The organism is Streptomyces sp. NPDC001220, from assembly GCF_053597895.1.
Map to the genome: position 1 here is coordinate 92,734 of NZ_JBSFJE010000013.1, position 18,715 is coordinate 111,448.

An 18,715-nucleotide genomic window follows, 5' to 3' on the forward strand; every position below is an offset into this window, starting at 1 on the left:
GTATCGCGGCATAGCAGGTGATGGTGATGGCGACTGGCCCACCAGGCTGATCGGGCGCCGGTCCGCACCGTCTGTTTCACCCCCTGCCTCCTCCGATGCGCGGACCTCGATGCCGGCTGATGGTGGACGTCTACTCCAGTAGGTGAATACGTTTCATGAAAGACAGCGAAGAAAATGAGCGTACGGGGCGACCACGCGGGATCCTGAGTAGGCGACGCCTCTTTCAAGGGACAGCGGGCACTTTTGGTGCCGCTCTGGCATCCGCCGGCATCTACGAGTTGATCGACACCATTGCGGAACCACCATCCCGGTCCACTGCCACCGACAGCCCGACCAGCCAGGAACAATACATCCTGCAGAACGAGCAAGTGGTCATGGTCGATGGCTCGGGTGTCAAGAGCAGCGATGGCAAGATTGCGGTCCGGGTGCCGGCCCTGCACGATCATGTCATTACCGCGAGGCTGAATGTGTCGGCGAACGCCAAGGCGTTGCAGGAGGCGCAGCACCACCTCGAGTCCGTCCTCCTGGATCTGGAACGCCAGTTCCCGCCCACCCCCACAGGAGTGGCCACCACGGTAGCCTGGGGACTTCCCTACTTCCACCACTACATCCCGAGCCTGGGAAAGACGTCGGACTTCTTCAGAGCGGGAACCTCCTACCCGGCGTATCTGCCGGTCGATTTGGAGACCTCCAAGAAGGAGGGCCGTACCGTATATGCGGTGCAGGAGGCCAGGACGTTCCCCAGCGACCAGCCCCCGGCCGGCTTCGGACCGGTCCGCCTGGAACAGAACGACGTGGCCGTGCTGCTCCGCAGTGACTCGCTCGCCAACATCAAAGCGGCCAGCAACACCCTCTTCGGGGCTGGAAGCGATCGGGCGGGCAGCCTGTTCAAGGTGACGAGTATCCGCCAGGGGTTCTCCGGGGGCGGTTTCTACGGGCAGCAGGGCCTGCCGAGCAAGCTGGCGCTGGCAGCCGATATCCCCGGTGCGAAGTCGATTCCCCGCGTGGCACAGGGTTTCCTCGGCTTCGCCACCACCCTGGATTCGAATATGGGACCTGGCGTCATCGCCAATCTGGAGACCCTGCCCGGCCTCACCGATCAGTGGCCCAACGGGTACTTCAAGCAGGGAACCACCATGCACCTCTCGCACCTGTTCCAGGATCTGGTGACCTGGTACGAACAGAACTTCCCTCAGTACTCGGATCGCGTCCAGGCCATGCTCCATCCCGGCCTCTCACCGGCGCCCGCACCGGGTACGCTCGCCCTCCAACCGCCAGGTCAGAGCGAGGCCCAAGTGGCGCAAGGGGTCCAGAGGTACCACGGGTACGGCCACACCGGGAGCATGTCGGAGGTGGACAGCACCACGTCGCCGCAGACCAGTAACTACGGGAAGGCCTATCCCACGGGTACGACCATCCCCGTGCGCGGCGATTTCGACACGCTGGACAATCCGTTCCACTACACATCCGACCCGACGGGAGACCACTACAGCAAGAAGCCGGCGGCCGGTTTGCACTTCATTCAGTTCCAGCCGACGACAGCGATCTTCAATCTCGTCCGGCTCTCGATGGACGGCCACTATCCCGGTAGGACCCTCCCCGTCGCACCGCGCAGTTCCCACGCCGGCATCAACTCGGTCCTGAACACGACCCACCGGCAGAACTATCTCGTGCCGCCACGTCGTCATCGCTCCTTCCCGCTGGCCGAGTTCCTCGCCTGACACGAGCCGCGCGCCGTCCTTGGCTTCTCTCCCCCTGAGGTCCGTTGGCGGGGGAGCCCACCGGTGTCAGGAGCTCTCGGGAAGTGTGCGGTGCGTGCTGACACACTTCCTGTCCATGACCGGACTTGATGCGGGGGATGGTGGCTCAGCGGTCGGGGCCGGTGTGACCTTCGGGCTGCTGGCCGCGTGGGCGGTGCACGATCTGGAGGAAGTGGCCACGGTGCCGCGCTGGGCACGCGGGCGAGTGCCCGGGCTGCGACAGCGGTTTCCGCAGGTGCCGGACCGAATGTGGCAGCGGCTGGAGTCCATCGAGGGGCGTGAGTTCGCGACGGCCGTCGCCGGGATGGCGTTGGTGGTGGCCACCGCTGCTGCCGACGGGCACCGCACGGGTGGACGCTCCGGCTTCTACCAAGGTGCTCTCAACGGATTCGGGCTGCACGCACTGGTGCATCTGGCCCAGGCCGCCGTCGTCCGCGGATACACGCCCGGTGCGGTCACCTCACCGCTGGTGGTCATCCCCTTCACGCTGTGGGCTCGCGGCCGGCTGCGGCGAGCCGGTGTCCTGCGTCCCACACGCCCACGCGAGGCGCTGCAGGGGCTGGCGCTGGCCGCGGCGGCCACGGCCGGAACGCACATGGTGGCCCGACGGCTTCTGCGCCGGGGGCCGGACAGCGACCGAACCTGATCACTCACTTGGGAACCACCGGACGAGGCACGGCCTTCGGCTGGTTCCGTGCTCCGACCGAGGACGCACTGACCAGCACGAAGGCCGTGGGGGAGGTCAAGAGAGAACCAGGCGGGGCGCCGGGCACCCCGGGGGCGGGTCAGCCCTTCTTGACGGCCACTCCGCCGTAGAAGCCGATCTCCTGGGAGCCCTCCGGCGGGGTGGTGTCCGGGCGCCAGAACGGGACCTGGGTCAGGCCGGGTTCGACCAGGTCGAACCCGTCGAAGAACTGCTCGACCCGGGCCCGGGGGCGCAGGTTCATGGTGGCGGTCGCGTTGTTGTAGACGGCCTGGGCCTCGCTGCGGTCGTCGGCGAAGTCGTCCGTGGCGTGCGAGAGCACCAGGAAGCTGCCGGCCGGAAGCGCGTCGCGCAGGGTGGCCACGATCCGCTCGGGCTCCTCCGCGTCGCGGATGAAGTGCAGGATGGCGACGAGGAACAGGGCGACGGGCTGGTCGAAGTCGATGATCCGGCGGACCTCGGGGTGCTCGACGATGGACTTCGGGTCGCGCAGGTCGGCGAGGACGATGCTGGTGGTGCCGGCCCGGTTGAGCAGCGCGTCGGCGTGCGCCTTCACGATCGGGTCGTTGTCTACGTAGGCGACACGGACGTCCGCGGCCGCCTTCTGGGCGATCTCGTGCACGTTCGGCGAGGTGGGCAGCCCGGTGCCGACGTCGAGGATCTGGCGGACCCCGCTGTCGATGACATGCCGGACGGCGCGCTGCAGAAAGCCGCGGTTGGCCCGGACCGAGATCCACACCTCGGGCGCGACGGCGGCGAGCTGGTCACCGGCCTTGCGGTCCACCTCGTAGTTGTCCTTGCCGCCCAGCAGGTAGTCGTAGATCCGCGCGGGATGCGGCTTGCTGGTGTCGATCTCCACGGGGCGATTACCGTCCTGCGTCACGTGCGCTCCTCTCGATGACCGCCCCGGCCCCCCTTGGCACACCGACGGCTGGCGACAGCTTTCCATATCAACTTCGGTGTTCGTGCACGGAGTTCCGGCTACGGACCGCACGGCGTCCGCCCCTGTCGCGACGTCGCTGTCGCCACCGGTGGTGCCACCCGCCCGACCGGCCGGTGGCGGAGTCGCCCGACCCGGGCCGGCCTGGCTACCATCTGGCCCAGGTGTCCGGGCAGGTGGTCCGGGTTTGGTTGGGGGTTTCTCATGGTTACTGGTCGTGTGGTGCGGTTCGACAGCACGCGCGGGTACGGGTTCATCGCTCCGGACGGTGGCGGAGAGGACGTCTTCCTGCATGTGAACGACATGCAGATGCCGGAGTCCTACGTCCGCCCGGGCGTGGCCGTGGAGTTCGAGATCGAGAGCGGCGAGCGCGGACCGAAGGCGTCCGGCGTCCGGCTCGCCCGGGGAGCCGACGTCCGGACGCTCGGTCCTGACGACGACTCGCTCTGCGATCTGCTCAGCGCCGACGAGTTCACCCGCGAGGTCACCGAGACGCTGCTCGCGTCCGCGCCCACGCTCACCGCCGAGGAGATCGTACGGGTCCGCGGCGCACTGGCCCAGTTCGCGAAGAACCACGGCTGGATCGAGGGCTGACCCGCCCACAGCAGACAGGGCGGCCGGCTCAGGCGTCACGGGACCGGTTCCGCCCCCGAAGTCGACCACGGCGCCTGCACCGCGCTCGTCCCGTCCGCCGCGATCGCCACCGCGGCCCCTCCTGACCGCCTGCGGAAGCGACGCGCACCGGGCGCGGCGGCCATCGGCGGGCGTCGGCGGGCGTCGGCGGCAAGCCTCAACGGGCGCAGAAGCACCGGTGGTAGTGCTGTCGGTGGGTGGAACGGCCCTACGAGCAGGGCCAATTGCATGCCATAGGCGGCTCCGCAGGCACGGTCCGCGAACATCCGGGGGACGGAGCCGTGCCCCCTGACCGACTCCGCGACGGACCCGGGGACCGCGCGAAGGCCGCTCAACACGGCCCAGGCGTAAGGCCGTTACGCGATCCGCCGCAGCGTCGGACGCCAGGCCGTCCGGCCACGACCCCGCACGCATCACGCCGGCCAACAGGACGGCGGACGCATCCGCCGGGCCCCGGCGGCACCTTCCGGGCCGTCGCCCGGCCATCGGAACCACGCTGTGACGAGGGTCACACTTCAGCCGTCGAACTTTGAGTCTCGCCCTGCATCTAGTCCGCGTCGGTTCACCGAGCGGCTGCGGAGCAACCCCCCTCCGGGGCCGCCCCGTCCATTCAGCAAGGAACACTCAATGGGTTTTGTGGCTTATCTGCGCGGCTTCGTCCCCTGGATCGTCGCCGGCGTCGTCTCGGGCGTCGTCGACTGGCGCTGGGGTGCGCTCGGCGGTCTCGTCTCGGGGCTGCTGCTCCTGCTCCAGGATCTCCGTCGAGGGGTCGACCTCGACGCGCTGATCCTCGAGGCCAGCACCATCGTGTACTTCGCCGTCATCGGCGCCGTCTCCGTCATGGACCCGGACTCGTCGCTCCAGGACCACTCCGACGTCCTCTCCTTCGTCTGGCTGGGCGCCACCGCCTGGGGCTCCCTCGCGATCCGCCGTCCCTTCACGCTGGGCATCGCCAAGCGCCAGACGCCCCGCGAGTACTGGGACATGCCGGAGTTCCTCCAGGTCAACAACCACATCACCAGCGCCTGGGGAGCCGGCTTCACCTTCATCGCGGTGAGCCTGGCCATCGGCAACGCGGTGGACGCCCCGGCGTGGGTGGGCATCACCGCCCATGTCATCGGCCTGGCCGGTCCGATCGTCTTCACGAAGGTGTACCCGGAGCGGGCCCAGCGGCGCCTGCTGGAGTCCCAGGGCCTGTCGTCCGTACCCCAGTGACCGGCCACGTCCGCGTCACCCGGCGGACGCGGCCACGAACGACCGTAGACCCGTCTCACGAAGGAGCAACCACGTCATGACCACCGCCCCCGAAGCAAAGAACGTCGTCCTCGTCCACGGCGGATTCGTCGACGGATCCGGCTGGAAGGGGGTGTACGACCTGCTGACCGCTGACGGCTACCGCGTCACCGTCGTACAGAACCCCACGCTCTCGCTGGCGGGTGACGCCGCCACCACCCGGATGGCCCTCGACGCCCAGGACGGCCCGACCGTGCTGGTCGGCCACTCCTACGGCGGCGCGGTGATCTCCGAGGCCGGCAACCACGACAACGTGAGCGCGCTCGTCTACGTCGCGGCGTTCGTGCCCGACAAGGACGAGTCCGTCAACACCCTGCTCGCCGACCCGGCGCCGGGCGCTCCGGTGCCGCCGATCCTGCCGCCGCAGGACGGGTTCCTCTTCCTGGACCGGGAGAAGTTCGCCGCGTCCTTCGCCGGAGACCTACCGGAGGAGGAGGCCCGGTTCCTGGCCGCCTCGCAGGTCCCGTGGGGTCTGGACGCGCTCGGCGGGGCGGTCACCCGGCCCGCCTGGCGGAGCAGGCCGAGCTTCTACCTGGTCGCCACCGACGACCGCATGATCCCGCCGCCGGTCCAGCGCACCATGGCCGAACGGGCCGGCGCGACGGTGACCGAGACCGCCGGCAGCCACGCCGTCTACGTCTCCAAGCCCGCCGAGGTCGCCGCGCTCGTCAAGCAGGCCGCCGCGGCGACCACCGTCTGACCGTCCTCCACAGGCGGCCGCGGAACCCTTCGCCGCGGCCGCCCGGGCCCGATCCGGAACGCGGTCGGCAGCGCCCTGCCGGACCCGACAAGGAAAGCACCATGACCCAAGAGAGCACCCTCCCCCTGTACCTGCGGGGCCGCTTCGCCCCGGTCCCCGAGGAGCACACCGCCCGCGACCTCACCGTGCGCGGCACCCTTCCGCCCGAACTGGACGGCCGCTACCTGCGCAACGGCCCCAACCCGCTGCCCGGCGAGGACGACGGGCACTGGTTCACCGGCCCCGGCATGCTGCACGGCATCCGGCTGCGCGACGGCCATGCCGAGTGGTACCGCAACCGGTGGATCCGCACCCGTGAGCTGGAGGGGCATCCGTTCGTCCGCGAGGACGGCAGTGTCGACCTGGCCGCGACACCCGGCAACACCCATGTCATCCGGCACGCGGACACCGTGCTGGCCCTGTGCGAGGTCGGCCTGCCCTACTGGGTCACCCCCTCGCTGGAGACCGTCGGCCCCTACGACTTCGGCGGCCGGCTGACGACCTCGATGACCGCCCACCCGAAGGAGGATCCGATCACCGGTGAACTGCACCTGTTCGGTACCGGGTTCGCCCCGCCCTATCTCACCTACCACCGGGTCACCGCGGAAGGAGAGCTGCTCGACAGCCGGCCGATAGCGGTGCCGGGCCCGACGATGATGCACGACTTCGCCATCACCGAGCACCACATCGTCTGGATGGACCTGCCCGTCGTCTTCGACCCGGACCTCGCCGGACGCGGCGGCATGCCCTACCGCTGGGACGACGGCTACGGCGCGCGGCTCGGCGTCATGTCCCGGACGCCCGGGAGCACCGACGTGCGCTGGTTCGACATCGACCCCTGCTACGTCTTCCACGTCGGCAACGCCCACGAGGACGAGCGGGGCCGGGTCGTCCTCGACGCGGTGCGCTACGACCACCTGGGCTTCGACCACGCCTGGGGCGACATCGGCGGGCCCACCGGCCCGGCCGTCGTACCGGAACCGGGCCACTCCGGGGCGACCGCCGTGCTGTACCGCTGGGCGCTGGACCCGGCGACCGGACGGGTCACCGAGTCCCAACTGGACGACCGGGACGCCGAGTTCCCCACCCACAACGAGACCCTCACCGGCCGCGCGAACCGCTACCTGTACACCGTCTCGGGCGACGGCATCGCCAAGCACGACCTGACGGGCGGGGGCAGCGAGCTGCATGCGACGCCCGGCGCCCGCTACGCGGGCGAGGCGGTGTTCGTCCCGGCGGCGGACGGCGGGAGCGAGGACGAGGGCTGGCTGCTGTCGCTCGTCTCGAACGACGACGGCGAGGCCGGCGAACTGCTCGTCCTCGACGCCCGGGAACTCTCCGTGCAGGCGGTGGTGGAACTGCCGTACGCCGTCCCGGCCGGCTTCCACGGAAGCTGGCTGCCGGAGCTGACCGAAGAGGCCTAGCCGGCAACCCCGTCACGGAAGGTACGCCGGGAGTTGCGCCCGGCGTACCCGCCTGTGCGAAAGTCCCCCCACCACCACTGACACGTCCGCACGGAGGCATTCGCTCCATGGCGTTTCTCGATCCCCCCACGGATGAGGAACTCACCCGCAGGGCCCAGTCCGGAGAGACCGCGGCCCTCGGGCTGTTGTTGGCCCGCCATCAGGCGCCGATGCGCGCGGTGGCGCTGAGCCTGCTCGGCCACGGCCCCGATGCGGAGGACGCGGTGCAGGACGCCGTGGTCACCGCGCTCCGGCGGATCGGCGACGTACGGGATCCGGCGGCCGTCGGCGCGTGGCTGCGCGCGATCGTGCGCAACACCTCCCGGATGCGGCTGCGCGCCGGTCGCGAGACGCCCGGTCTGGACCGCCTCGACCGGCCGGGCCCGGGCACCGATGATCCGTGGCACCCGGAGCGGGTCGTCGACCGGCACGCCCTGCGGGACTGGATCTGGGACGCGATGGCGGAACTGCCCCAGCAGCTGCGACTGGTGCTGATGCTGCGGCACTTCAGCGGCATCACCTCCTACCAGGAGATCGCCGATGCCTGCGAGACACCCCTCGGCACGGTCCGCAGCCGGCTCAGCCAGGCCCGGGGAAAGCTCGCCGAGGTGCTGCTGCGGACCGCCACGGAGGCCCACGACGACGCGTCCCGTGTCGTCGAGGACAGCCGCAGGGAGGCCGAACTCACCCTGGACGGCGCGATGCGCGGCCGTCAGCCCAGGGAGATCCTGGAGCTGTGGCCGGCCGAGACCGAACTGGTCGGCATACTCCGCACGCCGGGCGAGCGCTGCCACCCCTTCCCGGCCATGGAGCGGACCCGGCGGAGCGGGATCACCCAGCACCTGCGCCACGTGGTGGCCAGTCCGGACATCACCATCTGGGAAATGACGACCGCCAACCCCGACGGCATCCCGAATCCCTGCCCCGCGAACCTCGCCTGGCTCATGATCCGCGAACCCGACAGAAGGGTCCGGAGCCTCCGCGTGGTCTTCCCCCGGCGGACCGCCACAGACGCCGACGCCCCGCCCGCGGCGCACACCCCCGACGGTTCGGCGCGCTCCGCCGGAACCGGGCGCCCCGCATGATCAGGGAGACCGCCGAGGCCGCGCTCGCCGAGGACACGGCGCTCGCCCTTGCCGCGCAGGGCGGCGAGGTGGCCGCCCTCGGCCTGCTGCTCGAACGCCATCGTGCGGGCATGCGCGCGGTGGCGCTGAGCATCCTGGGACCGGGTCCGGACGCCGAGGACGTCCTGCAGGAGGCGGCTCTGACCGCGCTGCGGCGGATCGGCGACGTCCGCGATCCGGGGGCGGTCGGCGCCTGGTTGCGGATGATCGTCCGCAACGCCGCCCGCTCCCTGCTGCGGGCCACGGTTCCCGCCGTTCCGGTGGACGAGAGCCTGCGCCTGCCGGCGACGGAGCCCGGTCCGGAGCAGTGGCTCGAACGGAGCGCGCTGCGGGACTGGGTCTGGGAGGCCCTGGAGGAGCTGACCCCGGTGCTGCGACTGCCGTTGGTGCTGCGCCACTTCACCACCGGGGTCAGCTCCTACGAGCAGATCGCCCACGCCTGCGGGGTCCCGGTCGGCACCGTCCGCAGCCGGCTCAGCCAGGGCCGGGCCAAGCTCGCGGCCGCGCTCGCCGCCACGGCGGACTCCGCACACGGCGACACCGACCGGCGCACCCGCGAGACCGGCACCCAGGCCCGGGAGACGCTGGCCGCCGCCGAGAGCGGGCACTTCGCCCGGCTCCTCACGGAACGGTGGTCCCCCGAGATCGCCCTGATCAGGGGGAACGACCGGGTCGGCGGCGGCGACCTCCTGGTCCGTGCCATGGACGGCGACATCGAGGCCGGGGTTCGCCAGCGGCTCGCCCATGCCGTCGCCGGACGGACGCTGGCCGTCTGGGAGATGGACATCGTCAATCCGTCCCACGACCCCGAGCACTGCCCGCCGTCGGTGGCCTGGCTGATGACGCTGGACGAGGCCGGTCGGGTGCACCGGCTGCGGCTCTTCCATCCCCGACCGCTGCCGACCATGGAGCTGCTCCCGGTGCTGTGACCGACGGACCTGCTCCCGGGTCAGCCGCTCCCGGGTGGGTGACCGACAGAGCCGCTCCCGGGTGGGTGACCGACAGAGCCGCTCCCGGTGGTGTGCCCCGTCGGCACAGCTCGCGGTGCTGCTTCCGGTCAGGCGCCGGGGACAGCTCCCGCACGGGCTCCGGCCTTACCCGGCGCTTCGGCACCGGCTCCGGCCTTACCCGGCGCTTCGGCACCGGCTCCGGCCCTGCCCGGCGCTTCGGCACCGGCTCCGGCCCTGCCCGGGGCTTCGGCACCGGCTCCGGCTCCGCCCTCGGCCTCGCCCTCGGCGGCGAGGACCTTGGCGCGCACCTCGGCCGGGAAGACGCCGTCGAAGGTCGCCTGCCGGGCGCGGCCCTGGCCTTCGGCGGGGAGCAGCGCGTCGTGGACGACGACGGCTCCCCAGCCGTTGTGCAGCTCCTCCTCGGTGAAGCACGGGTACCAGGGCATGATCGGGCCGTGCCACCACGCCGGCCGGGCGCGGACCGCTCGATCACCTCGGATCACTCGCCCCTTCATGTGATCCGCGGCGTTCGAGGCCGGCCCGTCGCGTCGAGGACGCCGGACGGCGGAACGATCTCCTTCTTGAGGATCTTGCCGGTGGGGCCCTTGGGCAGGGCGTCCACGAGCCACACCTTCCGCGGGTACTTGTAGGCGGCGACCCGTCCCTTGACGTACGCACGCAGTTCCTCGGCGGTCGTCCTGGCCCCCGGCCGGAGCACGACCGCCGCGCCCACCTCCTCGCCCAGATCGGGACTGGGGATGCCGACGACCGCCGCGTCGGCGACCGCCGGGTGCTCGTACAGCACGCCTTCGATCTCGCGGGGGTACACGTTGTAGCCACCCCGGATGATCACGTCCTTCTGCCGTCCGACGATCCAGAGGTACCCGTCCTGGTCCAGCCGGCCGAGGTCGCCGGTGCGGAACCAGCCGTCCCTGATCGCGGCGGCCGTCTCCGCGGGGCGCCTCCAGTACCCCTTCATCACGTTGTGCCCGCGGACCGCGATCTCGCCTGCCTCCCCCCGGGGTACCTCCCGGCCGGTGTCGGCGTCGACCACGCGCACCTCGACACCCGGGATCGGGACGCCGACCGAGCCGGGTCTGGGTCCGGCCCGCAGGGTGTTGGCCGCGACGACCGGCGAGGTCTCCGACAGCCCGTAGCCCTCGAGTACGGCGCAGCCGAACGCGGCCCGGAAGTCGAGCTGCACCTGGACGGGCAGCTCGGCACCACCGGCGAGACACACCCGCAGCCGGGAGACGTCGTAGGCCTCCTTGCCTGGCTCGCGCACCAGCCTGCCGTACACCGTCGGCACCCCGGCGAAGACCGTCACGCCGTGTTTCTCGACGATCTCCAGGGTCTGCGCCGCGTCGAAGCGCGGCAGCAGCGTGAGGCACGCGCCGGAGGCCACGGCGGCGTTGAGGGTACAGGTCTGCCCGAAGGCGTGGAACAGCGGCAGCCCGCCGAAGATCACGTCGTCGGCCGTGAGACCGAGCAGCTCGGCGGCCACGACGTGGCAGTTGCGGGTGAGGTTGGCGTGGGTCAGTTCGGCGCCCTTCGGCTGGCCGGTCGTCCCCGAGGTGTAGAGAACGACCGCGGTGTCGTCGTCATGACGGTCCGCCATGTCCCCCGGCGGCGGGGCGGAGTCCGGCAGTTCGTCGAACGAGTCGGGACCGACGACGACCGCCTCCGCGTCGGCCTGGCGTGCTCCGGCGTGCGCCTCGTCGGCGAAGTCGTGCCAGGCGAACAGCAGCCGGGCGCCCGAGTCGTCGAGGTGATAGGCGATCTCGCGGGACTTGAGCAGGGGATTCATCGGGACGACGATGCCGCCGGCCCGGAGCACGCCGTAGTACACGAGGGCGAACTCCGGCACGTTGGGCAGCATGATCGCGACCCGGTCGCCGGGCCGCACGCCACGATCGCGCAGCAGCCCCGCCGTCCGCGCACTGCGCCGGTCCAGCATGCGGTAGGAGAGGGTGGCGTCCCCGAGGCGGAGCGCGGGGCGGTCCGGATACGTCCGAGCGCCGTCGACCACGTGGTGTGCGAGGTTCATGTGAGCCGACGCTAGGCGTGCGGCGCCCGGAAATCACTGGGCCCGCGATACGACCCAGGGGCTCGAATTGGTGCCGCTGGAACATTCCGCGAGTAGCTTTGAGGAATGACTCCGGAGCATCCAGAAGCCGCAAGGCAACTGTCCGTGGTCGCGGCGAACGTAGGGTCACATCTCCCGGAGGTCGGCAACGACATCGGGCAGTATGTTCTTGCCGAGATAGCGCAGCTCAGGGGCGACTCGACCATTGTCAAAATGATGCAGGCGAGCGTCACGGAAAACGTCGGCACGCTTCTGCACGTCTTCGAGAACGACATCTCCCTGGAAAAGGTGGAGGCGCCCGCGGCCGCGCTCGAGTACGCGAGGCGACTGGCTCAGCGGGGAATTCCCCTCAGTGCGTTGATCAGGGCCTACAGGATCGGGCACTGGCGTTTTCTGCAGTGGTGTCTGGACGAGCTCAACCGGCAGAACGCCGACGACGAGCTGGCCGTCACGACCAACCGGCGCATGCTGCACGTGAGCTTCGGTTACATCGACCAGGTCACCGAGCAGGTCATCGCGATCTACCAACATGAACGGGACAACTGGCTGCTCAGTCAGACCGCGGCGCGCGCCGCCCGCGTGCGCGACATCCTCGCCGCGAGCGACGTCGACCTCAACTGGGTGGAACCGTCGCTCGGTTACCGGCTTCGGCAGAATCATCTCGGGCTGGTCGCGTGGCTGCCCAGCCTGACCGACGAGGGTGCCGGACTCGCCCGGCTGCACCGGATCACCGACGAGATCGCCCAGCGGATCGGCTGCACCTCCAGGCCGCTGTTCGTCCCCCGGGACGCGATCGTGTCCTGGGCCTGGCTGCCGCTGGGCCCGAACAGCGACGTCCCGTGGGGCGAGGTGTCGGACGTGCTGGAGCACGCCGAACCTTCCCTGCACATATGCGCCGGGAGCGTGGGGTACGGCGTCGAGGGATTCCGCACCACACACCGGCAGGCACTGCGCGTGCAGGAACTCGCGGCGGTGGCCGACCCGGTCCCCCGGTTCACCGAGTTCTCCACCGTCGCCCCCATCGCCCTGATGGCCACGAACATCGACGACATCCGCTCCTGGGTGTGGCGCATTCTCGGTCCGCTGGCCGTCGACGACGAGAACAGCGCGCGGCTCCGGGAGACCGCTCAGATCTTCCTTGACAGCGGCTGCAGTTACACCGCCACCGCCGCCGCGCAGATTCTGCACAAGAACACCGTGCAATACCGCATCCGGAAAGCCGAGGAAATGATCGGCCATCCGGTACAGAAAGAACACACGGATCTGGAGATCGCGCTGCGCGCCGTCCGCTACCTCGGCTCCGCGCTCCTGCGCACGAGCGTGGACTGACGGACTGAAGTGGCCGGACGCTCAGGGGGTGTCGTCGGATCAGCGGCCCTGCCAGTGCGGTTGGCGTCGCTCCGCGAAGGCGTGGGCGCCCTCCTGGGCGTCGTGGGAGGCCAGTACGGGTGCGGTGATCAGGTCCTGGTCGGCGAAGGCGTCCTGCTCGCTGAAGGCCCGCCGTTCGTTGACGACGCGTTTGACGGCCTCGATGGCCAGGGGCGCGTTGAGCGCGATGCTGCTGGCCAGATCCAGGGCCCGTGTCAGGGCCTGGCCCGGCTCGGTGAGCTCGTTGACCAGGCCGAACCGCTCGGCGCGCTCGGCGGGCAGCGACTCGCCCGTGAGCAGGAGTTCGAGCGCGATGTTGTGCGGGATGCGCTCGGGCAGCCGCACCATGCCCCCTTCGGGCGGCACGATGCCGTAGCGGACCTCGGTCTGGCCGAAGGTGGCGTTCCGCGCGGCCACGATCATGTCGCAGGCGAGTGCCATCTCGGTGCCGCCGCCCAGCGCGTAGCCCTCGACGGCGGCGATCAGCGGGGTCGAGATCTTGGCGCGGGTGATGCCGGCGAAGCCCCGGCCCTCGATGATGGGCAGGTCTCCGGCCGCGAAGGCCTTGAGGTCCATGCCCGCGCTGAAGACACCGCCGGCGCCGGTGAGGATGCCGACCCGGAGGTCCTCGTGGGCCTCGAGCTGGTCGACGGCGGCGGCGAGGGCCCGTGCGGTGGCCCCGTCGATGGCGTTACGGGCCTGGGGCCGGTCGATCGTGATCACGAAGATGCCGTCGATCTCCTCGGTCCGTACGGTCGGTGTGTTCGAGTCCGTGGTCATGACGTGTTTCCCTTCTCTCCCTCACGCTGCTGGCGTGACGTTCCCGCGCGCCGTGGGACCCCGGCTTCAGCCGACGGCCGCGGCCTTGCGCAGTTCCTCGATCCCGGCGGTGTCGAAGCCGAGGTCGCGGAGCACCGCATCGGTGTGCTCGCCGAGGTCGGGGGCCGGGCGCGGGGGCACCTTCGGCTCCTGGTCGAGCCGCACGGGGCTGTCGATCGTCAGGTGCGGTTCCGCGTTGCCGTCGTCGATCGGCACAAGGATCCGGTTGGCGACGAGCTGCGGGTCGTGGGCGAACTCCTCGATCGTCTGGGCGACTCCGTAGGTGAGTCCGGCGGCGTCGAGCACCGCACGCCACTCGGCCAGCGGACGGGCCGCGAACGTCTTGTCCAGCACGCCGACGATCTCGGCGGCGTGGGCGCGGCGGCTCTGTGAGTCGGCGTAGTGCGGGTTCTGGATGGCCTCGGGGTGTCCGACGGCCTGGAGGAACAGGGGGACCTGCTTGTCCTCGTTGGCGAAGGCCAGCAGCAGCCAGCGGTCGTCCGCGGTGCGGTAGGCGTTGGCGAGCGCGTTCGGCGGGTCGGTCCGGTCGACGGGACGGGGTGCCTTGCCGCCCACCAGTACGGCCTGCAGCCACATGCCCGCCGCCCAGGCGCCCTCCGCGACCAGGGACGCGGTGACCCGTGCGCCCTCGCCGGTCCGCTCCCGCCGGTACAGCGCGGTCATGATCCCGGCGAACAGGCTGATCGCCGTCGGGTGGTCGCCCGATCCGAACGCGTTGATGGCCGGCGGTGCGTCGTGCTGGCGCGTCACGTCCATGAGGCCGCTGCGCGCCCAGAACGCGGTCACGTCGAAGCCGGGCAGGTGGGCGTCCGGGCCCTCCTCGCCGAAGCCGGTGACATCGGCGTAGACCAGCCGGGCGTTGAGCGGGGCCAGGTCGTCGTACTCCAGCCCCAGCTTGGCGCGGGTGTGCGGGGGGAAGTTGGTCACCAGGACGTCCGCCCAGGTCACCAGTCGTTCTACGACGGCCCGGGCGTCGGGCGACTTCAGGTTGACGGCGATGCTGCGCTTGTTGCGGTTGTCCAGCTGCCAGGGGTAGTTGACGCCCTCGACACGGGGGTTCGGTGGCATCCGGCTGAGCGACCGGTAGGCGTCGCCGGAGCCCGGTGGTTCCACCTTGACGACGTCGGCGCCGAAGTCGCCGAGGATGGTGGCCGCGGCGGGCCCGGCTATGAAGCTCGCGAGGTCGACGACGTGCAGTCCCTGCAGCAGGGGCGTGTTGCTCATGACGACTCCTTGTCCTCGATGTGCCCTCGACAGGTCGCGGAGGTGTCCTCGGCGGGTCGCGCGGCGCCCGAGGGGGTGGGTGACCGCCCTGGCGGGGCGCCGCGGCGTGCGCCGGGTCAGTGGTGGCCGGGCGCCACGGGCACGAAGGCGCTGTAACCGGTGATGTCGCGGCCGACGATCAGCGCCTGCACGGTGTCGGTGCCCTCGTAGGTGTCGATCGCCTCGATGTCGCACAGGTGCCGGGCCACGTGGTAGTCGAGCAGGATCCCGTTGCCGCCGAGCATGTCGCGGGCGTCGGCGAGGATGGCCCGGGCCCGTTCGGTGTAGTGCATCTTGGCCAGCGCGACCCGGGGCATCGAGTACTCGCCCTCGTCCAGGAGCTGGCTCAGCCGGAACTGCATGCACAGCATGTCGGTGATGTCCGCGAGCATCCGGGACAGCCGGTACTGGATGAGCTGGAACGCGGCCAGCGGCATCCCGAACTGCTTGCGCTGCTTTGCGTAGGCCAGCGCCGTCTCGTAGCCGGCGACGGCGGCGCCGATCGACTCCCAGGCGACGCAGAAGCGCGAGGCCAGCAGGACCTTCTCGGTGTCACGGAAGGTGTTGACGTTCGCCAGCCGGTTCGCGGCCGGCACCCGGACGTCGGTGAGGGAGATCTGCGCGTTCTGCACACAGCGCAGCGCCGTCTTGCCCTTGATGACCTGGGCGTCGAACCCGGGCGTGCCCTTCTCGACCACATAGCCGCCCACGTGCCCGTCGTCGCCGCGGGCCCAGATGATCGAGTAGTCGGCGAAGGTCGCGTTGCCGATCCACCTCTTGTGGCCGTTGATGACGTAGGAGTCGCCGTCCTGGTGTGCGGTCGTCTCCAGCTTGACCACGTCCGAGCCGTGCGTGGGCTCGGTCAGGCCGAAGGCGCCGAGCTTCTCCATGCGGGCCATCGGTGGCAGGAAGCGCTGCTTCTGCTCCTCGGAGCCCAGCAGCGCGATCGACATCATGGCCAGGGCCGAGTGCACCCCCATCATGGTCGAGATGCTCAGATCGCCCCGGGCCAGTTCGAGGATCACCAGGCCTGCCGTCACGTTGCTCATCCCCGGGCAGTCGTAACCGGAGATCTGGAAGCCCGCGATGTCCAGCTGCCCCAGCTTGGGGACCAGTTCGAAGGGGAACTCCGCACGTTCCCAGTACGGGTTGATGACCGGGACGACCTCCTGGTCCATGAAGTCGCGGACCTTCGTCTTCAGGGCCCGCTGCTCGTCCGTGAGCAGCTTGTCGAGAAGGAAGTAGTCGGAGTACTCCGGGCCGCCCAGCACGGGCGGTTCGATCCCGGACGAGTTTCCGTTGGGGCTCGGGAGAGCCTGGCCCTGGCCGACCGGTGCGCCCTGTGTCGCCTTCATCTGCCGTTCCTTCCGATCGGAGGTCCGATGGAGTCGGTACGAACGACGCTAGGAGGGAGCGCGGGCACAGCCACTGGGCGCGGAACACCACGTTGCCCGCCGATTTGGTGTCCGGGTACCAACGCGGAACACCCCATGTGCCGCGGTACCAAGGAAGCGTCGGAATCCTGGGCGCGCGGCCCTATGTGCCCGCCCTCCGGTCGGTCGAGGGTTGCCTCAGGCACACCGCCCTTCCCGGACCGTCAGGAGCAGTGATCACTCATGGCAACGCACAGGCCCGTCCACCGTGTGGCGATCGTCGGGACCGGGACGATCGGTGCGAGCTGGGCGACGCACTATCTCGTCCGTGGTTTCGACGTCACGGCGACCGACCCGGCCCCGACCGCGGAGGCGGCCCTGCGGTCGTACGTGGCAGGCGCGTGGGACACGGCCGCCTCGATCGGACTCGCACCCGGCGCCTCGCCCGAACGCCTCGGTTTCACCACGGACATGCGTCGGGCCGTCTCGGACGCCGACTTCGTGCAGGAGAACGCCCCCGAACGCCCGGAGCTCAAGGTCAGGCTGTTCGCCGACATCGACGGTGCCGCACCGCCGGACGCCGTCATCGCGTCGAGTTCGTCGACGATCACGATGAGCGTCATGCAGGCCGAGTGCCGGCGTCCGGAACGGACCGTCATCGGTCACCCCTTCAACCCCCCGCACGTCGTGCCGCTGGTCGAGGTCGTCGGCGGCACGCGGACCGCTCCGGAGACGGTCCGTGACGCCATGGAGTTCTACGCCTCGATCGGCAAGAAGCCGATCCACCTGAAGAAGGAGTTGCCCGGGCACGTCGCCAACCGCATCCAGGCCGCGCTGTACCGGGAGGTCGTGTACCTGGTCCAGGAGGGCGTGCTCGACGTGGCGGACTCCGACGACGCGGTGTCCTGGGGGCCGGGGCTGCGCTGGGGCGTCATGGGTCCCCATCTGCTGTGGCACCTCGGGGGCGGCGAGGGCGGCATCCAGCACTTCATGGAGACCCTCATGCCGGTGATGGTCGAGTCCTGGAAGAAGTTGGGCAGCCCCGAGTTCACGCCCGAACTCCAGGAGACCATCGTGAGCGGTGTCCTCAAGGAGGCTGACGGCCACTCGGTCGACGACCTGGCCGGACGGCGTGACGCCATGCTCTCGGCCCTCCTGGCCGTGCGCGCGCAGCACGACCCGTCGGGTCCGACCGGTCCGACCGGCACGGCGGCGACTCCGGACGCGAAGGAGGGAACGTGATGGGCGGGAACATGGCGGACGGAAACATGGCGGACGGGAACATGGTGGGCGGCCGGGAAAGGCTGTTCGTGCTGGAGGCGAGCGGCGGCGGCAGGCTGTTCTCCGTGAACCCCGACGGCTCCGACAAGCAGGTTCTCGTCACCGGGTGCCGGATCCCCGACGGGGTGGCCGTCGACATGTCGGCCGGGCACATCTACTGGACGAACATGGGTGTGCCGTCGGAGAACGACGGATCGATCGAGCGCGTGGACCTGGACGGCGGCAACCGGACGACGATCGTCCCCGAGGGTGCCACGCACACGCCGAAACAACTCCATCTGGAGGCCGCGGACCGGAAGCTGTACTGGGGTGACCGCGAGGGCATGCGGGTCATGCGCTGCGACCTCGACGGCTCGAACATCGAGACCCTCGTACAGACCGGGCAGGGCGACGAGGACCGACGCGACGAGACCAACTGGTGCGTGGGTGTCGCCGTCGATCCCGTCGGCGGAAACCTCTACTGGTCCCAGAAGGGCCCCAGCGACGCGGGACTCGGCAGGATCCTGCGGGCCGGACTCGCCGTGCCCGCCGGGCAGACGGCGGCCCGGCGCACCGACGTCGAGGTGCTGTTCGAGGAACTGCCCGAACCGATCGACCTCGAAGTCGACCCCAATGAGCGGACGTTGTACTGGACGGACCGCGGGGACCCGCCGAAGGGCAACACCGTCAACCGCTCCCCGCTCGATCCGCCGGACGGCCGGTGGACGTCCGAGATCCTTCTGACCCACCTCATGGAGGGCATCGGCATCGCCCTGGACCCGGACGGCGACCACATGTATGTGACCGACCTGGCCGGGAGCGTCTACGCGGCCGGCCTCGACGGATCGGACCGCAACGAGATCCTCGCCGCGCAGGGCAACCTCACGGGCATCGCCCACGCCGTGCTGCACGCCTAGAGG

The 18,715-nt window shown here is 70.3% G+C and carries 17 protein-coding genes; 11 read left to right on the forward strand and 6 right to left on the reverse strand.

Annotated features, from left to right (window positions below; all coding sequences use genetic code 11):
• The first annotated feature begins 155 nt into the window (after positions 1 to 155).
• Positions 156 to 1,721: a DUF7405 family protein gene (locus tag ACWDGI_RS29105; protein WP_450763929.1), complete on the forward strand. Its 1,566-nt coding sequence runs from the start codon at positions 156 to 158 to the stop codon at positions 1,719 to 1,721.
• Positions 1,722 to 1,836: 115 nt separating this feature from the next.
• Complete coding sequence (locus tag ACWDGI_RS29110; RefSeq protein ID WP_450763931.1) at positions 1,837 to 2,406, forward strand: HXXEE domain-containing protein; 570 nt, start codon at positions 1,837 to 1,839, stop codon at positions 2,404 to 2,406.
• 139 nt (positions 2,407 to 2,545) lie between these two features.
• Here ACWDGI_RS29110 and ACWDGI_RS29115 read toward each other — a convergent pair whose 3' ends face one another.
• The gene (locus ACWDGI_RS29115) at positions 2,546 to 3,346 is read right to left on the reverse strand and encodes an SAM-dependent methyltransferase (RefSeq protein WP_450763933.1); all 801 of its coding nucleotides are present in this window, start codon (positions 3,344 to 3,346) and stop codon (positions 2,546 to 2,548) included.
• 261 nt (positions 3,347 to 3,607) lie between these two features.
• On the opposite strand from ACWDGI_RS29115, the gene ACWDGI_RS29120 reads away from it, so the two are divergent.
• The 6 genes from ACWDGI_RS29120 (at position 3,608) to ACWDGI_RS29145 (ending at position 9,584) form a co-directional block, all read left to right on the forward strand.
• Positions 3,608 to 3,997 carry a cold-shock protein gene (locus ACWDGI_RS29120; RefSeq protein ID WP_352221831.1) on the forward strand — a complete coding sequence of 130 codons (390 nt, stop codon included), beginning with the start codon at positions 3,608 to 3,610 and terminating at the stop codon, positions 3,995 to 3,997.
• A gap of 666 nt (positions 3,998 to 4,663) precedes the next feature.
• Positions 4,664 to 5,251, forward strand: coding sequence for a hypothetical protein (locus tag ACWDGI_RS29125; protein WP_450763935.1), 588 nt, complete (start codon positions 4,664 to 4,666; stop codon positions 5,249 to 5,251).
• A gap of 76 nt (positions 5,252 to 5,327) precedes the next feature.
• On the forward strand, positions 5,328 to 6,029 hold the full coding sequence (locus ACWDGI_RS29130) for an alpha/beta hydrolase (RefSeq protein WP_450763937.1): 702 nt from the start codon (positions 5,328 to 5,330) through the stop codon (positions 6,027 to 6,029).
• 101 nt (positions 6,030 to 6,130) lie between these two features.
• On the forward strand, positions 6,131 to 7,492 hold the full coding sequence (locus ACWDGI_RS29135; protein ID WP_450763939.1) for a carotenoid oxygenase family protein: 1,362 nt from the start codon (positions 6,131 to 6,133) through the stop codon (positions 7,490 to 7,492).
• Between the two features lie 107 nt (positions 7,493 to 7,599).
• Entirely contained in the window at positions 7,600 to 8,616 is a 1,017-nt protein-coding gene (locus tag ACWDGI_RS29140; protein WP_450763941.1) for an RNA polymerase sigma factor, read from the forward strand.
• The gene (locus ACWDGI_RS29145; RefSeq protein ID WP_450763943.1) at positions 8,613 to 9,584 is read left to right on the forward strand and encodes an RNA polymerase sigma factor; all 972 of its coding nucleotides are present in this window, start codon (positions 8,613 to 8,615) and stop codon (positions 9,582 to 9,584) included. The genes ACWDGI_RS29140 and ACWDGI_RS29145 overlap by 4 nt, the downstream gene beginning before the upstream one ends.
• A 128-nt stretch (positions 9,585 to 9,712) precedes the next feature.
• Here ACWDGI_RS29145 and ACWDGI_RS29150 read toward each other — a convergent pair whose 3' ends face one another.
• Positions 9,713 to 10,051: a hypothetical protein gene (locus ACWDGI_RS29150; RefSeq protein WP_450763945.1), complete on the reverse strand. Its 339-nt coding sequence runs from the start codon at positions 10,049 to 10,051 to the stop codon at positions 9,713 to 9,715.
• Positions 10,052 to 10,116: 65 nt separating this feature from the next.
• The gene (locus tag ACWDGI_RS29155) at positions 10,117 to 11,652 is read right to left on the reverse strand and encodes a long-chain-fatty-acid--CoA ligase (RefSeq protein WP_450763947.1); all 1,536 of its coding nucleotides are present in this window, start codon (positions 11,650 to 11,652) and stop codon (positions 10,117 to 10,119) included.
• A gap of 252 nt (positions 11,653 to 11,904) precedes the next feature.
• On the opposite strand from ACWDGI_RS29155, the gene ACWDGI_RS29160 reads away from it, so the two are divergent.
• A complete protein-coding gene (locus ACWDGI_RS29160; protein WP_450763949.1) occupies positions 11,905 to 13,020 on the forward strand; it encodes a PucR family transcriptional regulator in 1,116 nt (371 codons plus the stop codon).
• 39 nt (positions 13,021 to 13,059) lie between these two features.
• Here ACWDGI_RS29160 and ACWDGI_RS29165 read toward each other — a convergent pair whose 3' ends face one another.
• From ACWDGI_RS29165 to ACWDGI_RS29175, 3 genes are all read right to left on the reverse strand, one after another.
• Positions 13,060 to 13,839, reverse strand: coding sequence for a crotonase/enoyl-CoA hydratase family protein (locus tag ACWDGI_RS29165; protein WP_450763951.1), 780 nt, complete (start codon positions 13,837 to 13,839; stop codon positions 13,060 to 13,062).
• A gap of 66 nt (positions 13,840 to 13,905) precedes the next feature.
• Positions 13,906 to 15,123, reverse strand: a complete 1,218-nt coding sequence (locus ACWDGI_RS29170; protein ID WP_450763953.1) for a CaiB/BaiF CoA transferase family protein — start codon at positions 15,121 to 15,123, stop codon at positions 13,906 to 13,908.
• A 116-nt stretch (positions 15,124 to 15,239) separates the two neighbouring features.
• Entirely contained in the window at positions 15,240 to 16,517 is a 1,278-nt protein-coding gene (locus tag ACWDGI_RS29175) for an acyl-CoA dehydrogenase family protein (RefSeq protein WP_450763955.1), read from the reverse strand.
• Between the two features lie 261 nt (positions 16,518 to 16,778).
• Here ACWDGI_RS29175 and ACWDGI_RS29180 point away from each other — a divergent pair, with 261 nt between their 5' ends.
• Both ACWDGI_RS29180 and ACWDGI_RS29185 read left to right on the forward strand, forming a co-directional pair.
• Entirely contained in the window at positions 16,779 to 17,777 is a 999-nt protein-coding gene (locus ACWDGI_RS29180) for a 3-hydroxyacyl-CoA dehydrogenase NAD-binding domain-containing protein (protein ID WP_450763957.1), read from the forward strand.
• Positions 17,777 to 18,712 (forward strand): 3-hydroxyacyl-CoA dehydrogenase, encoded by a 936-nt coding sequence (locus tag ACWDGI_RS29185; protein WP_450763959.1) that lies wholly within the window; start codon positions 17,777 to 17,779, stop codon positions 18,710 to 18,712. The genes ACWDGI_RS29180 and ACWDGI_RS29185 overlap by 1 nt, the downstream gene beginning before the upstream one ends.
• The last annotated feature ends 3 nt before the right edge of the window (positions 18,713 to 18,715 follow it).

Excerpts from the sequence above, each read along its gene's own strand:
- ACWDGI_RS29105 (WP_450763929.1), top strand. The coding sequence starts at position 156 with ATGAAAGACAGCGAAGAAAATGAGCGTACGGGGCGACCACGCGGGATC.
- ACWDGI_RS29110 (WP_450763931.1), top strand. The coding sequence starts at position 1,837 with ATGACCGGACTTGATGCGGGGGATGGTGGCTCAGCGGTCGGGGCCGGT.
- ACWDGI_RS29120 (WP_352221831.1), top strand. The coding sequence starts at position 3,608 with ATGGTTACTGGTCGTGTGGTGCGGTTCGACAGCACGCGCGGGTACGGG.
- ACWDGI_RS29125 (WP_450763935.1), top strand. The coding sequence starts at position 4,664 with ATGGGTTTTGTGGCTTATCTGCGCGGCTTCGTCCCCTGGATCGTCGCC.
- ACWDGI_RS29130 (WP_450763937.1), top strand. The coding sequence starts at position 5,328 with ATGACCACCGCCCCCGAAGCAAAGAACGTCGTCCTCGTCCACGGCGGA.
- ACWDGI_RS29135 (WP_450763939.1), top strand. The coding sequence starts at position 6,131 with ATGACCCAAGAGAGCACCCTCCCCCTGTACCTGCGGGGCCGCTTCGCC.
- ACWDGI_RS29140 (WP_450763941.1), top strand. The coding sequence starts at position 7,600 with ATGGCGTTTCTCGATCCCCCCACGGATGAGGAACTCACCCGCAGGGCC.
- ACWDGI_RS29145 (WP_450763943.1), top strand. The coding sequence starts at position 8,613 with ATGATCAGGGAGACCGCCGAGGCCGCGCTCGCCGAGGACACGGCGCTC.
- ACWDGI_RS29150 (WP_450763945.1), bottom strand. The coding sequence starts at position 10,051 with ATGCCCTGGTACCCGTGCTTCACCGAGGAGGAGCTGCACAACGGCTGG.
- ACWDGI_RS29155 (WP_450763947.1), bottom strand. The coding sequence starts at position 11,652 with ATGAACCTCGCACACCACGTGGTCGACGGCGCTCGGACGTATCCGGAC.
- ACWDGI_RS29160 (WP_450763949.1), top strand. The coding sequence starts at position 11,905 with ATGATGCAGGCGAGCGTCACGGAAAACGTCGGCACGCTTCTGCACGTC.
- ACWDGI_RS29165 (WP_450763951.1), bottom strand. The coding sequence starts at position 13,839 with ATGACCACGGACTCGAACACACCGACCGTACGGACCGAGGAGATCGAC.
- ACWDGI_RS29170 (WP_450763953.1), bottom strand. The coding sequence starts at position 15,123 with ATGAGCAACACGCCCCTGCTGCAGGGACTGCACGTCGTCGACCTCGCG.
- ACWDGI_RS29175 (WP_450763955.1), bottom strand. The coding sequence starts at position 16,517 with ATGAAGGCGACACAGGGCGCACCGGTCGGCCAGGGCCAGGCTCTCCCG.
- ACWDGI_RS29180 (WP_450763957.1), top strand. The coding sequence starts at position 16,779 with ATGGCAACGCACAGGCCCGTCCACCGTGTGGCGATCGTCGGGACCGGG.
- ACWDGI_RS29185 (WP_450763959.1), top strand. The coding sequence starts at position 17,777 with ATGGGCGGGAACATGGCGGACGGAAACATGGCGGACGGGAACATGGTG.